Annotated in this window: 10 protein-coding genes; 7 read left to right on the top strand and 3 right to left on the bottom strand. The window is 47.6% G+C overall.

From position 1 onward, the window contains the following. Nucleotides 1-63: 63 nt before the first annotated feature. The 5 genes from ACFS7Z_RS03135 (at nucleotide 64) to ACFS7Z_RS03115 (ending at nucleotide 8,024) form a co-directional block, all read left to right on the top strand. Complete coding sequence (locus ACFS7Z_RS03135; protein WP_377480768.1) at nucleotides 64-2,307, top strand: outer membrane protein assembly factor BamB family protein; 2,244 nt, start codon at nucleotides 64-66, stop codon at nucleotides 2,305-2,307. Nucleotides 2,308-2,921: 614 nt separating this feature from the next. Then, a complete protein-coding gene (locus ACFS7Z_RS03130; RefSeq protein ID WP_377480765.1) occupies nucleotides 2,922-3,287 on the top strand; it encodes a patatin-like phospholipase family protein in 366 nt (121 codons plus the stop codon). 56 nt (nucleotides 3,288-3,343) lie between these two features. Then, nucleotides 3,344-3,520 carry a hypothetical protein gene (locus ACFS7Z_RS03125; RefSeq protein WP_377480762.1) on the top strand — a complete coding sequence of 59 codons (177 nt, stop codon included), beginning with the start codon at nucleotides 3,344-3,346 and terminating at the stop codon, nucleotides 3,518-3,520. Nucleotides 3,521-3,534: 14 nt separating this feature from the next. Next, on the top strand, nucleotides 3,535-4,257 hold the full coding sequence (locus ACFS7Z_RS03120) for a patatin-like phospholipase family protein (RefSeq protein WP_377480759.1): 723 nt from the start codon (nucleotides 3,535-3,537) through the stop codon (nucleotides 4,255-4,257). Between the two features lie 725 nt (nucleotides 4,258-4,982). After that, on the top strand, nucleotides 4,983-8,024 hold the full coding sequence (locus ACFS7Z_RS03115; protein WP_377480756.1) for a glycoside hydrolase family 3 N-terminal domain-containing protein: 3,042 nt from the start codon (nucleotides 4,983-4,985) through the stop codon (nucleotides 8,022-8,024). 539 nt (nucleotides 8,025-8,563) lie between these two features. Here the strand turns inward: ACFS7Z_RS03115 and ACFS7Z_RS03110 are convergent. Next, nucleotides 8,564-10,045, bottom strand: a complete 1,482-nt coding sequence (locus ACFS7Z_RS03110) for a TolC family protein (protein WP_377480753.1) — start codon at nucleotides 10,043-10,045, stop codon at nucleotides 8,564-8,566. Between the two features lie 417 nt (nucleotides 10,046-10,462). Between ACFS7Z_RS03110 and ACFS7Z_RS03105 the strand changes: the two genes are divergently transcribed. Next, a complete protein-coding gene (locus tag ACFS7Z_RS03105) occupies nucleotides 10,463-10,960 on the top strand; it encodes an ankyrin repeat domain-containing protein (RefSeq protein ID WP_377480750.1) in 498 nt (165 codons plus the stop codon). An 87-nt stretch (nucleotides 10,961-11,047) separates the two neighbouring features. Here ACFS7Z_RS03105 and ACFS7Z_RS03100 read toward each other — a convergent pair whose 3' ends face one another. Together ACFS7Z_RS03100 and ACFS7Z_RS03095 are read right to left on the bottom strand one after the other, a co-directional pair. After that, the gene (locus tag ACFS7Z_RS03100; RefSeq protein ID WP_377480747.1) at nucleotides 11,048-11,437 is read right to left on the bottom strand and encodes a hypothetical protein; all 390 of its coding nucleotides are present in this window, start codon (nucleotides 11,435-11,437) and stop codon (nucleotides 11,048-11,050) included. 212 nt (nucleotides 11,438-11,649) lie between these two features. After that, nucleotides 11,650-12,147, bottom strand: coding sequence for a hypothetical protein (locus tag ACFS7Z_RS03095; RefSeq protein ID WP_377480744.1), 498 nt, complete (start codon nucleotides 12,145-12,147; stop codon nucleotides 11,650-11,652). A 536-nt stretch (nucleotides 12,148-12,683) separates the two neighbouring features. Here ACFS7Z_RS03095 and ACFS7Z_RS03090 point away from each other — a divergent pair. Then, the gene (locus ACFS7Z_RS03090) at nucleotides 12,684-14,033 is read left to right on the top strand and encodes an FAD-dependent oxidoreductase (protein ID WP_377480741.1); all 1,350 of its coding nucleotides are present in this window, start codon (nucleotides 12,684-12,686) and stop codon (nucleotides 14,031-14,033) included. Nucleotides 14,034-14,294: the final 261 nt, after the last annotated feature.

Below are 14,294 nucleotides of genomic sequence, written 5' to 3'. Positions count from 1 at the left end.
TGAGCAGTCCAAACAGCAGATAGCTTTTCCCAGAGCAGAATAGCATATTCATTATCACCCGAAATGAAAAAAAAACTTTTATGGACAGTACTGCCGCTTGCCGGCGTCTTGTCTCTTTCATGTGTAAAACAGTTCACAACAAAGCACGAGGAGGAGCCTGCTGGCTATAGCGGTTGGCCTGCCTATGCCGGAAGCAAAGCAGGTAACCGCTATTCCTCAAACGAGCAGATTAACCCTGGCAATGTACACCAGTTGCAGGTAGCCTGGCGTTACAGTGCGGGTGACAAAGACCCCAAGAACCGTTCGCAAATACAGTGTAACCCGATTGTGGTTGATGGAGTGCTGTTCGGTACATCACCTTTCCTGAAGCTGTTTGCCCTGGATGCTGCCACCGGAGAGCAGAAATGGTTGTTTGACCCAGCTTCGGCTGGAAACAATCAGGATGGTAACATGGCATGGTTTCACCAGATTAACCGTGGTGTGGTGTATTGGGAGAGTGCCGGGGGGGCTGAAAAACGTATCCTATACAGCGTGGGGCCTAAGCTTTTTGCTGTCAATGCCGCAGATGGCTCGCTCGTGAAAAGTTTTGGCATAGGTGGTTTTATTGATCTCTCAGAAGGGCTGGACAGAGAGGGAACAGAGGATGATTACATTGCCGGCACCACCCCTGGTGTTATTTATAAAGATTTGCTCATCATGGGCATGCGCGTAACCGAGGATGGTGATGCAGCGCCCGGCCATATCCGGGCTTTTGATGTGCGCACCGGGGAGCGCCGCTGGATATTCCATACCATACCCCATCCGGGAGAAAAAGGCTATGAAACATGGGAAGATCCTGATGCATGGAAGAAAATAGGTGGTGCCAACAGCTGGGCGGGCATGTCGCTGGATGAGGAGCGGGGGATTGTTTTTGTGCCTACAGGTACGGCTGGCCCTGACTTCTACGGCGGCGTGCGCAAAGGACAGAATCTCTTCGCCAACAGCCTTTTGGCACTGGATGCCGCCACCGGAAAATACATCTGGCATTTTCAGGTAGTGCACCACGACCTCTGGGACCGCGACCTGCCCGCTAATCCCAACCTGGTGACTATCAGCAAGGGAGGAGAAAAAATTGATGCAGTTGCCCAGATAACGAAGCACGGTTATGTGTTTATGTTCGACCGGGTAACAGGCAAACCCATTTTCCCTATAGTAGAAAAACCTGTGCCTACCGATGGTTTGCCTGGTGAAAAAGCCTGGCCAACACAACCTATTCCGACATTACCCGAACCCTTTGCCCGACATAAGTTTGAGGAAGAGGATGTGTCGGATCTGACACCTGAGACACATCAGCAAATGCTGGAGAAATACAGGAAGGTCCAGCACAAAGAGGTGTTCTACCCACCGACTAAAGAAGGCAGCTGGATTTTCCCCGGCTACGATGGGGGTGGAGAGTGGGGAGGTGCTGCAGTGGATCAGGAATCCGGCATTATGTACGTAAACAGCAGCGAAATGCCCTGGATCCTGACCATGATGGATGTGCCGAAGGAAGCTAAAAAAGATCTGTCCCTGAAGGGTATTGGCAAAACAGTGTACAATAAATACTGCATCTCCTGCCATGGAACAGAAATGAAAGGCAACGGGACCTCTATTCCAACCCTGGTGGCACTCAACACCCGCATGAATGAGGACCAGGTGAACCACATCATCGAAAGCGGCCGGAACATGATGCCTGCTTTCCGACAGATACCGGAAAGTGAGCGGGTGGCCCTGATTGCGTTTCTGCTGGACTCAGATGAAAAAGAAGCTCACGCAAAGCTGGAACTGGCAAAGGAAATAGGCGGTGCCGAAGCTGATAACATAGCGGGAGTAAAGAATATTATGGATGATATTCCTTATGTATCTACTGGCTATCATCGTTTCCTGGATAAGAACGGCTACCCCGGCATCAAGCCTCCCTGGGGAACGCTGAATGCGGTTGATTTAAACAGCGGAAAGCTTCTCTGGAAGGTGCCGCTGGGAGAGTATGAAGAGTTGAAAAAGAAAGGGATTCCGCCAACAGGAACCGAAAACTACGGAGGCCCTTTGGTTACAAAAGGAGGCCTTGTGTTTATTGCCGCAACAAAAGACAATATGATAAGGGCGTTTGACAAGAAGACAGGCAAGGTGCTGTGGGAGGCGAAGCTGCCGGCCGCAGGCTATGCTACTCCTGCCACTTATAGCCTGAACGGTAGGCAGTATGTTGTGATAGCCTGTGGAGGCGGCAAAATCGGTAGTCCGTCAGGTGACCAATACGTGGCATTTGCCCTACCTGAGAGCTACAAATAACAGGATCATTTTTAATAAAAATAGCTTCTTTAAATGCTGGAGGATTCAGCATTTAAAGAAGCTATTTTTTTAATATAAAGCTATATCCAATTGAATTTATATACGTACTGAGTTTAGACATGCCATGATAATATAGGACTTTAGCCTTGTTCCAGAATCTGTATCATGAGGAATTAATTTTCACGGGAAAGTTCCTGCACAAGCGATCACCCTGCGCTTATAAACTTTTTCCATAACTACCCGAAAGGCAGCCTGTGGCTTACCGGGCAGAACTCTGTTCAATTTGAGGTGTCACGTACTCCCGGGTTCTTTTTCCTGTTGTGTTGTTCATCAGCTTAAAAGTAGCTCTTGCTAAACATCCATCATCTACTAACTATATAAGGCCATGCCACCGGCATAGGTCCGGGCTGAAGTATACATCAGCCGCATTGCCGGTTGCCTGATCCATGAGTACTTTAGTTTCTTATCGGTTTAAATGGTACATGCTCCTGGTAAAACCTAATGTAGGTGAGGAAGCTGAATTTCCTGATCGGTTAATTGCAAGGGCTGTTTATATGAATTCAGCTTCAGAAAATGGAAATAACTTATCTTTTTAACCTTTAATACAACGAAACATGAAAGTAGAACAGTTTACTATCAACAATGGCCTTGTGCAGTCAGAACTGGCTGAACTGCGTGCTCGGATTAAGGGAAAAATTTTTTCCGATGTTGTGGATGATGAAGGACACCAGTATGTGGACCTGGTAATGGAAGGAGGAGGCATGTTGGGCATAGCCCTTGTAGGTTACGTATATGCGCTGGAGCAGGCGGGAATTCGGTTTTTACAGTTGGGAGGTACTTCAGCGGGCTCTATTAATGCGATGCTGATGGCAGCTGCCGGTCAGAAGAACATGGAGGCTAGCAAATGGATACTGGGAATTCTGGCTAACAAGAACTTCGATGAGTTTGTGGATGGTGACGCAGATGCGAAGATTTTATAAAGGCCATTACGACAAACAGCAGCCTGAAGAAGCTCATTTTTAAAGGAGCACAGGTGGTGGATAACATGCGGGATGACTTTGGGTTAAATCCCGGCAAGAACTTCCATAACTGGTTAACAGGTCTTCTCAAGGAAAGAGGAGTAGAGACATGGGGGAAGTTAAAGCTGCTCAGGCAGCAAGGGAATGAAAAACTAAAGCTCAGGAATGGCAAGCCTTATACTTCTATACCGTAGGCCGGATAGCCCTGGTGGCCGCAGACATTACGACACAGACGAAGGTCAACTTCCCGGCGATGGCAGACATGTACTGGGCAGACCCTGATCAGGTGAACCCGGCTGATTTTGTCCGAGCATCCATGTCAATCCCTTTCTTCTTTCACCCTTTCCGGCTCAAGGACCTCCCGTTTGGCCCTAATGAGCTGAAGAAATGGAGAGAAGTAGGTTATACCGGTAATGTTCCTGATGAAGTCTTTTTTATAGATGGGGGAATCAACTCAAACTTTCCTATCGACCTCTTCCACGACAACAATAAAGTGCCGGAGGCACCGACTTTTGGTGTGAAGCTTGGCGCAGACCGTAATAAACCGAAGCTCATCAATAAACTGCCAAATTTAGTCGGCGCTATTTTCGACTCCGCCCGGCAGGTGCATGACTTCGATTTTATTACCAAGAACCCGGATTACCGCCACCTGGTACATTGCCTCGATACAGACCACTTTGACTGGCTTGACTTCAGCATGCCAGACGAGGAAAAGCTTCGGTTGTTTGAGGTAGGGGTGAGGGGTGCTGCCAACTTCCTCATCAAGTTTGACTGGAAGAAGTATAAGGATCTCAGGTCAGCTATGGTAAAGCTGAAGCACAAATCAGACGACATGGTTGCCAATGCCGCTGTTCAGAAGCTTATAAATGAAGTTAAACCCGATAAGGAAAGCGCTGGCCATATAAGGTGTTTAGATACAACTACAACGTAAACCGTCGCCTGAAAACCAGAAGTATGGCGGGCGCTTATTCATGTAAAAGATTAAGCTGAAATGGCTTTTATCCATTTGTTCAGGACTCCTAAAATCGATAATGCTATAAAATGAAACTGCCTCTGAAAAAATAAAATGAACTTAAAGGATCTTTGCTCAAGGCCTGCCTTTCAGTTTCTTCTTATGTGAGGCGAATATACCGCTGCGTTTCAGTAGGTAACCGGCCTTACTACTGCATCTGATTCTGGAACATGCAAAGGAGGGGGGCATAAACCGCGGCTTGTGTTAAGTAAGCGTTTGACCATTCACTTAGGCATATGTCACTTTCCCTGCACAAGGTACCTACAGGTTGAAGCGTAGAACAGGTGCCTCTTAGCAGGAGAGAGAAGCCATTCTTGTTTCAGGTTGGTACTTCTGAAGCAGACAGCAAGCCTGAAGTCAGATTGTAGCAAGGCTGCTAATAGCTAAATTTTTAGTTTACCGTTTTGTCATGTAGCATAATAATATCTAAATCAGGAGGTAAGGTCAATCAACCTTATTCTATTGTACAAATATGTTTTGTCTTTCAAGCCTGCTTTTTTGCTTGTCTCAGGTTCTGCTTTTAAGTGTTAGCCGGGAGAAATCCCGCTGGCAGGTATTATATGAAAGCTATCATTTGTGAGCAATTGTTTTTATCTTGTGGTAGATTCAACTATTGCTACGAACCTGCTTTCTAACAGAACACCTTGAAAAAACATACCTTCTTATACCTTGCCCTCCTCCTCATCATGATGGCCGGAACGCAGAGCCTACTGGGGCAGTCCTCCGGCTCTAAGTACAGGAAACCTGCAACTCAAAGAGCAGATACCCTGGTGCTGTTTAATCCGGAAAAAGACCCGCCGTTTCTGAACGGAAAGCACGCGTGGGTAGATTCCGTTTTTGCTACTCTGACGCCGGAAGAGCGCATTGCACAGCTAATCATGATTCCGGTGTACTCTAACCGGGACCAGGCCCATATTGACTCCATTGGTAACCTGATCAAGACCTACAAAGTGGGTGGCGTCATTTTTTTTCAGGGAGGACCGGTGCGGCAGGCTAAAATGACTAACCGCTACCAAAGCGAGAGCAAAGTGCCCCTGATGGTGACCATAGATGCAGAGTGGGGCCTGGCTATGCGCCTGGACAGCACCGTGCGCTTTCCGTACCAGATGTCGCTGGGCGGCATAGAGGATGAGCGGCTGATTTATGAGATGGGGGCAGAGATAGCCCGTCAATGCAAGCGCCTGGGTATTCATGTTAACTTTGCGCCAACCGTTGATATCAACAACAACGCCAACAACCCGGTTATCGGCTTCCGCTCTTTCGGTGAAGACAAGTACAACGTTACCCGTAAGTCGCTGGCATATATGCGGGGTATGCAGGACCAGCATGTGCTCGCCAGCGCCAAGCACTTTCCTGGCCACGGAGACACCAACGTAGACTCCCACTACGGGCTGCCCCTGATCAACTTCTCCCGCATTCGCCTGGACTCTGTGGAACTATACCCTTTCAGGGTGCTGATGGAAAACGGCTTGGGAAGTGTGATGGTGGCGCACATGAACATACCGGTGCTGGACAACACCCCCAACCTTGCCTCCACACTTTCGAAGCCTATCGTAACTGAACTGTTAAAAGAAGAGCTGGGATATAAAGGGCTGATTTTCACGGATGCTTTAAATATGCAGGGGGTGGCAAAATACTATGAACCGGGTGTGGTAGATGTGAAGGCACTGCTGGCGGGCAATGACATGCTCCTGAACTCGATGGATGTGAAAATGACGATTGAAGAGGTGAAGAAAGCCATCCTGAACAAAGAAATCACCCAGGAGGAGGTGGATGCCCGCTGCAAAAAAGTGCTGGCTGCCAAGCAGTGGGTGGGCCTGGACAAGTGGCAGCCCATTGAGACAGCCCACCTGATTGAAGACTTAAACAACCCATACGCTTTATACCTGAACCACCAGTTAACAGAAGCCTCGCTCACCCTGCTGCGGAACAAGAACAACATCCTGCCTATCCGGAACCTTGACACCCTGCGGGTAGCTGCCCTGGCCATCGGTACAACCACTGGAACTGAATTCCAGCGGGACCTTGCCCGGTATATGCCAGTAGATACGTTCTTTTTACCGGCTAACAGTACAATTGCAGAACTTCAGCAACTAAAAGAGAAGTTGCAGGGGTACAACCTGATTATAGCAGGTGTGCACAAGCTTCAGTTAAAAGCAGGTAGCGCGAATTTTGGCATCACAGCAGAAATGAATCTGTTCCTGAAAGACCTCATCCGGTCGAAGCCGACCATTGTGAGTGTGTTCGGGAACGTGTACAGCCTTGCCAAATTCGAGAGCATCGAGAATGCAGACGCAGTACTGACGGCTTACCAAGAGACGCCCCTGACGCAGGACCTGGCCGCGCAGCTGATTTTCGGCGGCATTGGTGCAAAGGGCAAATTACCTGTTGCCGTATCAGGCGCGTTTAAGCTTGGCGATGGACTGAAAACGGAGGGAGGACTTCGGCTGGCATACAGTGTTCCGGAAGCAGTCGGGATAAAGACAAAGGATTTAGCCGGCATTGATTCTCTGGTGGCCCAGGCGATGCAGGAGAAAGCGGCACCAGGTGCGCAGGTGCTGGTGGCCAAAGACGGCAAAATCATCTACCAGAAAGCTTTTGGGTACCACACCTACGAAAATGAAACCCCCGTGCATAACAATGACCTCTATGACTTGGCGTCCCTCACGAAAATAAGCACTTCTCTGGCTGCTTTCATGAAGTTAAAAGGGGAGGGCAAGTTTGACCCGGACAACACCCTCAGCACCTACCTGCCTTTGGCGAAAGGCACAAACAAGGAACAGCTGAATTACCGGGACATCCTCACCCACCAGGCAAGGCTGCAGTCGTGGATTCCATTCTGGAAAGAAACGGTACGGAAGAATGGCAAGTTTAAATGGCGAACGTTCAAGGCTGATTCCTCTGCCCGCTTCCCTATAAAAGTGGCGCAGAACCTGTACATGCACCGCAAGTACACCCCTAAGATATACGCGCAGATTATGGATTCTCCAATGAACCAGCAGCCTGGCTATGTGTACAGCGACCTGTCATTTATACTTGCACCGTTGGTGGTGCAGCATATTACCGGCCAGAGCTTTGAATCCTACCTGAAGGAAAACATCTACCAGCCTATTGGTGCCACTACACTTACGTTCAATCCTTACAAAAAGTACCCGCCCTCCAGGATAGTGCCGACAGAGTACGAGCCACACTTCCGGAAGCAACTGCTGCACGGCACTGTGCACGATGAGGGGGCTGCGATGCTAGGCGGTGTGAGTGGCCACGCCGGTTTATTCGGTAACGCCAATGACGTGGCCAAGCTAATGCAACTGTACCTCAACGACGGGAAGTACGGTGGGAAGGAGCTGATAGCAGGGAACACGGTTAGTGAGTTCGGCAAGTGCCAGTTTTGTGATTTCGGCAACTACCGCGCCCTGGGCTTTGACCGACCTGCTAAACCCGGCACACAGAATAGTAATGCTGCTCCGGGTGCACCAGCTGAGAGCTTCGGGCATTCAGGCTTTACAGGCACTTATACCTGGATAGACCCTGTAAACGATTTGGTTTATGTTTTTTTATCTAATCGGGTAAACCCAACACGCGAAAACAGCAAGTTGAGCCAGTTAAACACCCGAACCAATGTGCTGCAGGTTGTATATGACGCTATAGAGAAATCGGAAGGCAAGCCGATCTCCATCAGGCAATAGTACAAACTCCGTTTCATCTGCTGATGTGAGTGAGCGTATAATAAAGCCACCCGCCTGAGTATACCGGCGGGTGGCTTTATTATGAAAGAGGAGGTTTTTCCCCTGGAAGTATGCAGCTACCAGTACAGGTTATACCGCATCTCTTGAACCGTATTCTATAGCATCAAGCTGTATTAATAGTATGTAGTTCTGTCCAAGCTTCCGTGGCTAAGGCTTGTTCAAGGCTAGTTCACTAATGTTTCATCTTGCCTGTCTTTCCTCGCTAGGCCGAGAGGCCTCGTCTTGGGTTTGGCCCTTAAAAGAGCCCTAACCCAAGTCGCACAACCGAAAGACTGGAAACACATTCACTCTGTGCTGACGGGGTGAAAATGCTACAGCTTTTTGGAAGGTGCTTTACCTCACTTATATTAGTCGAAGACTTCTTGTTTTTTAGCTCGCCGCTTGCCTCTTGCAGGCTAGAACTGGGACCTGTCCAGTTTATTTTTTTAGCAAAGTTGATTAAGGTTTAAAGAGATTTCTGGCACGAGCCAAGCCAAACTTTATATTTCTGCCAGTAAAGATTCATTTCGTTCAAAATCGTACAAGGTGAGGCGTCGAATTCTGTAATAAGCTTCCCAAAAGCTTTCCAAGGAGCTGATGTAGCTGCGGGTAGCCTTGTCTCTTTCTTCCGTGGCAACGTTCAGGTCAAGCAGGCTGAGCTGGCCTTTAAGGTAGCGGGCCCTTGTCAGGCTGTAGCGCTTTTCGGCTATTTCGTTGGCTCGTTTTGCCCCAATCATCTGTTTCCGCAGCACTCTAAAGCGTTTCACATTCAGGTAAATTTCCTGGTCAAAGTTAATGCGCTGTTGCTCTATATTCGCCCGTACCAGCTTCTCGTTTGCAGTGGCAGTACCCAGCCTGGCGTCCGTCCGGCCCCAGTCCATCACGGGCATGTTAAAGCCAACCCGTAAGCGCTGCTGTGGTACAGGCTCCTGGTATACTTCCCCTATTTCCAGAGCCTGCTGCGTAAGACCAAATGAAGCAAAAAGGTCGGCTGTGAAGCCTGTTTCACCCTTGGCCTCTGCCACCCGTCTCTCAGCCTCCAGTAGTTCCCTCTTATACCCGATAATAATCTGGCGGTTTTTGTGGGCCTGTTCCAGGGCAACTTCTTCATCTACTTCAAACTCCGGAGTTGTATCCGGCGGAATTAAACGGATAGGAAAGTTATCGGTAATGCCTAAAAATACTTTCAGCCGAAGTGTGTTCGCCTCTACGTCCAGTGTTGCCTGCTCCAGGTTCTGCAATGAGTTCAGAAGGGTCAGTTCCATTTGCAGCAGTTCGTCTTCCGGAATCTCATTCACCTCGTACCTGACCTTAGCAATCTTGTAAAGGGTATCGTTATTGGCTACATTTTTCTGTGCTATCTGCAGGCTTATCTGGCTTAGCAGGAGGTTAAAGAAGTTGTCGGTGGTTTCGCCGGATATTTCCTCCATTTCCTCCCAGAAATCGCGCTTCGCTTCTTCGAAGCGGAGCGGCGCAATTTTCCTGTCCCAGGCACGGTAGTTAAAGCCAAATATTGGTTGGTTAAGTGTGATAGTGGCTGGCACCGAGGAGTACCTGGTACGGTTTTTATCGGCCTGAAAATCATCAATCCGCTTTAGCTGCGTGTCGATGGAGATGTAGCCGCCTGTAGGCCATATTTCCTGGCCCAGGGAAAGCTGCAGGTAAGAGTTTGCATTGTGGGTGTTTATAAAGATCAGGCTTCCGTTATCTGTAATGCGAGGGTCGATGGTTCTGTTATACTGTGGCAAAACACCACTTAAGTTCAGCTGCGGGTAAAAATTGGAGCGGTATCTTTTATACTGCCATTGCCGGTTTTCATACTGAACCGCAGCGCTGCGGTATTGTGGAGATTGTTCCTTTGCCAGTTGAACAGCGTCAGCAAGTGTCAGGGTGCGGGTGTAGGGTACGTCTTGGGCCTGAAGCGGCAAGAAAACAGCTGTAAGCATCAGCAGCTGTAGGAATGCAATTAAAAGGTTATTCATTTTACTAATTATTAAAACATCGTTCCGGCACAACTTTCATAGGATGGCAAAGTTTCTTTACCACAAAGATTTGTTGCCTAAATAAGGGGAGTGATGGGTATGAAACAGGCTTATTTCGCAGAAGCCCGTGTATTTTACCCGACAGAAAAATCTTTCTGTACAAAGAAAAACTATTCTATTAAATAATGTACGGCGAACAGTTAAAATGGCTTCATTATTAGCAAATAAGTATCAATTTCATCCTCCCGCTTCTGAAAAGACAGCTTAATAGGCAGGAAACCTTCGTTTTTAGTATACTCTGGGCCTGCTGTTATATCATCAAAGAATCATTTTGCTGACAAAGAAAGAAGCTTAGCCGTTTCTGCCCGATTCCCGTACGAAAGGTTACATTCTTTTGCAACTTAATAGATCCATTACATGACTTTCCACTCCACCAACCAGCAGGACTTACTTTTTGATGCTGCCCGCAAGGGTGATGTTGCTTATATGCAGCAATTGATAGATGAAGGTGTAGACATGAATGTTCAGAATGCAAAAGGGTTTACCCCCCTGATATTAGCATCTTACGATGAACATTTAGAGGCCACCCTGCTTTTGTTGAAGGCTAACGCTAACCCGAATTTACAGGACGTAACAGGAAACACTGCGCTGATGGGCGTTAGCTTTAAAGGCTATCCTGAAATAGCCAGAGCGCTGATAGACAATGGAGCAGATCTCAATCTACAGAACGGAAACGGTGGTACTGCTTTGATGTTCGCGACCTTGTTTGGCAGAAACAACCTTGTGAAGCTGTTGCTGGAGGCCGGTGCGGACCGAAATATAAGAGATGTCCGTGGTCTGAGTGCAGTAGATTTAGCTTACCAGCAGGGCAATGAGGAAGCCGTGGAGCTTTTCCGGGAGTTGGGTGAAAGCTGACAGGCCAAGCCTTTTATCTGCAAATGTGCTTAGCATTCCGGTTAATGAATACAGCAGCTACGAAGCAGCTGATGGTGAACTGGGTTTTCAAAACACTTCTTCAACCCATACTTTGCGTGCAACACCCAAGCCCACAAAATTACCCTGCCCGCCGTTTCTTAATAAGATGGCTACATTTTGCCCCTGCCGCAGCTCACTCAGGCTAATGGACTTTCCGTCTATACCAATAATCTGTGTAGTTGGCTGTACGAGTACATAAGCGCGGTTATAGCGGGAGTCCGGGGAGGGGAATCCTTCTACCTCCAGCATGACCTGCCCCTGATCATACTGGCTCCTGGTAATGCTGCCCCTTATATCTACCCGTTGAGGCGCTAAACCTCTCTTTTCAGCCGTTGCCGTATTGGCAGTACCAGCTGTTGAGGAACTGGTTTGGCAGCCAGACAGCCAAACGGTAGACAAGAGGCATAAAATTATCATGCCTTGCTTTATATGCTTTGTGCCCATTCCTAAAATTTGTTTTAACCAGTTTTTATAACGGTATAAACTGGTTAAAGAGTTATGTTCCTTAACAGATTTTGAAAGCACGGGTACAGCTGTAGGCCATAAAGCTTGTATAAAGTATAAGAGCGGAAAGTTGTAAAGTACAGTCTTGGGATAAAAATATGCCTGCTACTTCAGAGGATTTTATTTTAAATCTTACTCTTTAAGCTATCAAAAAAAGACTTAAGAAAGCTTAAACTACCGGTGTCCTGTTTCTCATAAAAGTATCGCCAGTTTATAAAAGCATTGTTGTTCTCCAGGAGGAGATCTTCGAAGGCCTCTTCGCTTATGGTCAGGTCTGTCATTACAAAGGTTTTTATCTCGTCCTGTAAATAAGCTGGGAGCTGGTTAAAAAGAAGCTTTAACTCGTGCACATGCTTTGGCATGAGGTCTTCTTGCTTTATCAATACTTTCAAGGCCTGTTCTATCGCCAGGCTAAGAACGACTATAGCAGGTATTGTTTGCGAAGCCAGCAACGTATTAACTGCTACTTCGTCTCTTCTATGCAGCGCCGTTACAGGAGCTTCATCCCTGGCGCCGCCTTCCAACCTTCTGAGGTTTCGTTGCCCTTCCTTAGCTTTTCGTTCTAGTTCCAGAAACGCGTACTCGAATATTCTTACAGCATCCCTTTGCGAGTTAATGTCCATAACAATAGGTTCTTAAAAGGGTTTTATCTCGATAATTTTCAATGTCAGCTTGTCCCTTATATACGGTGTCCCGCGCGCCTGTTCAGTTAAGACACCTCCAGCATATGATACGCTAGATTTCACCTTTTAACTAACCATCTATAGGCAAACATTTGATGCTGCCACAGCTGTTAAGCATGTTTCCCTGCTTGTGAGCGACAACAGAGGGTATAAGAATAGTATGAGTAAAGAGGAGCTACTTTAAGCATCAGACCGCACCGGAGATAGGAAAGGAGAGCATCAGCTTTTTTAAACTTGATTTCATGGATTAAGTACGGTTAAAATTCAAGTATACCACATCTTAATAGCTTGATGTAAAGAAGTATAGACGAATTAATTAAATATTTTTTTATATCTTAAAGTTCTGAGTTAAGGCTCTTTTGTTGTTTCTGAGTTTTCAGTTTGAAACAGAATAAACAACAAGAACCGGTTGCAGGAATGTCCTAACCAACACATGAAATTGTTTCCGAAACCCATTCCTGTTTTACTCAATAGACATGGACAAATTACTTGGAAAGTCTGCCCTGGTTATAGGAGGAAGCTTTGCAGGCCTACTCACTGCCCGCATCCTCAGTGACTACTTTGAACAGGTAACCATTGTTGAGCGTGATCCGGTGCACGATGTTCCTGAATCCCGAAAAGGGCAAGGCCAGACGCGTCACCTGCATGGCCTTCTTGCACAGGGGTTGAATATACTGGCAGGCTATTTCCCGGACCTGATGGAAGGACTGTTAAGAGGGGGAAACCCTTTACTGGACATGGCCCAAAGCATGCGGTGGTATTGCTATGGAGGATACCGTGCCAGGTTTGAGTTCGGGATAAGTGGCATCTCCATGAGCCGGCCATTCCTGGAGTGGCACATGCGACAGCGCGTACTGGCATTACCGAATGTGAGTATGCAGGATGGCTACGCAGTGGAAAAGCTGTTAATCAGCGAAAATGGAAAGCAGGTAACAGGCCTGCATATCGTAAGACAGGGAGAAGACACCGATGCCGAAAACCTTAACGCCGATTTAGTCATAGATGCAAGCGGACGCGGTTCCCGAACACCTAAATGGCTGGAAGAATCTGGCTATACCAAACCAGAGGAAAGTACAGTCACCTGTGGTGCTGGTTATGCTACCCGCGTGTACGAACGGGATGTTTCTCTTCCCGGAAGCTTTGACTGGGTGTTCATTACTCCACAAGCGCCTAAAGAGTATATAGCAGGTGCCGCACTTCCTGTTGAGCATGGTAAATGGATTGTCTCTTTGGGCGGCTGGCATGGCCACCATGCACCAGCCGATGAGGAAGGGTTTCTCTCTTTTGCCAGAAGATTACCCGCGCCCGACGTTTACAACATTATATCTACCTCCAGGCCGCTCACTGATATTGCAACCTATAAGTTTCCAGCGAGCCTGCGTCGCCATTATGAAAAACTAGTGTATTTTCCGGACAAGTACCTGGTACTAGGCGACGCTGTGTGCAGTTTCAATCCACTCTATGGGCAGGGGATGACATCAGCTGCGATGCAGGCAGCAGCTTTAGATCAGCTGCTGAAAGCGCAGCATAGTCTTCAAGGCTTACATACAGCATATTTCAGGAAAATAGCCAGTATTGTTGACATACCCTGGCAGACTGCAGTCTGCGAAGATTTTCGGTTTCCTGAAACAAAGGGAACAAAAGCTCCCGGAACAGATTTTATTAACGCTTACATGAATCAGGTGCATAGGGCAACTCACCGCGATCCAGCAGTAGGCGCAGCCTTTCTCAAAGTTGTCAACATGATTGAACCGCCCGCAAGTTTACTGAGCCCTTCTATCCTGTGGCGTGTCCTGCGAAGCATGGTAAGAGGGCGTACTATATAAAACCTTCACAAACCATTGAGAATGCCATGTTGCCGGACGTCGGATCGGAGAGCAGGAAGTGCTGCTAGTCAATTAACAGCCTCTTGTGAGCAGGTCAGCTGAATTCCAGATGTCCTGCTAACTCTTCTTTGAAATCCAGTATACGCCTTTCATCAAAGGCAGGAGGGGGAGCATGGGCTAACTCAATTGAACTGCTGAAACAACCGTTGCCTACATCCTGACTTACTTTGTACGCTATGCGAGCTATCTACCTAAATGTCA

Origin of the sequence: Pontibacter toksunensis (genome assembly GCF_042686245.1) — a bacterium.
GTDB lineage: Bacteria > Bacteroidota > Bacteroidia > Cytophagales > Hymenobacteraceae > Pontibacter > Pontibacter toksunensis.
This window is presented reverse-complemented; position numbering and strand designations above follow the sequence as displayed.

What these genes read in the sequence shown, in the direction of transcription:
- ACFS7Z_RS03135 (WP_377480768.1), top strand. Translation starts at nt 64, where the DNA reads ATGAAAAAAAAACTTTTATGGACAGTACTGCCGCTTGCCGGCGTCTTG.
- ACFS7Z_RS03130 (WP_377480765.1), top strand. Translation starts at nt 2,922, where the DNA reads ATGAAAGTAGAACAGTTTACTATCAACAATGGCCTTGTGCAGTCAGAA.
- ACFS7Z_RS03110 (WP_377480753.1), bottom strand. Translation starts at nt 10,045, where the DNA reads ATGAATAACCTTTTAATTGCATTCCTACAGCTGCTGATGCTTACAGCT.
- ACFS7Z_RS03105 (WP_377480750.1), top strand. Translation starts at nt 10,463, where the DNA reads ATGACTTTCCACTCCACCAACCAGCAGGACTTACTTTTTGATGCTGCC.
- ACFS7Z_RS03100 (WP_377480747.1), bottom strand. Translation starts at nt 11,437, where the DNA reads ATGATAATTTTATGCCTCTTGTCTACCGTTTGGCTGTCTGGCTGCCAA.
- ACFS7Z_RS03095 (WP_377480744.1), bottom strand. Translation starts at nt 12,147, where the DNA reads ATGGACATTAACTCGCAAAGGGATGCTGTAAGAATATTCGAGTACGCG.
- ACFS7Z_RS03090 (WP_377480741.1), top strand. Translation starts at nt 12,684, where the DNA reads ATGGACAAATTACTTGGAAAGTCTGCCCTGGTTATAGGAGGAAGCTTT.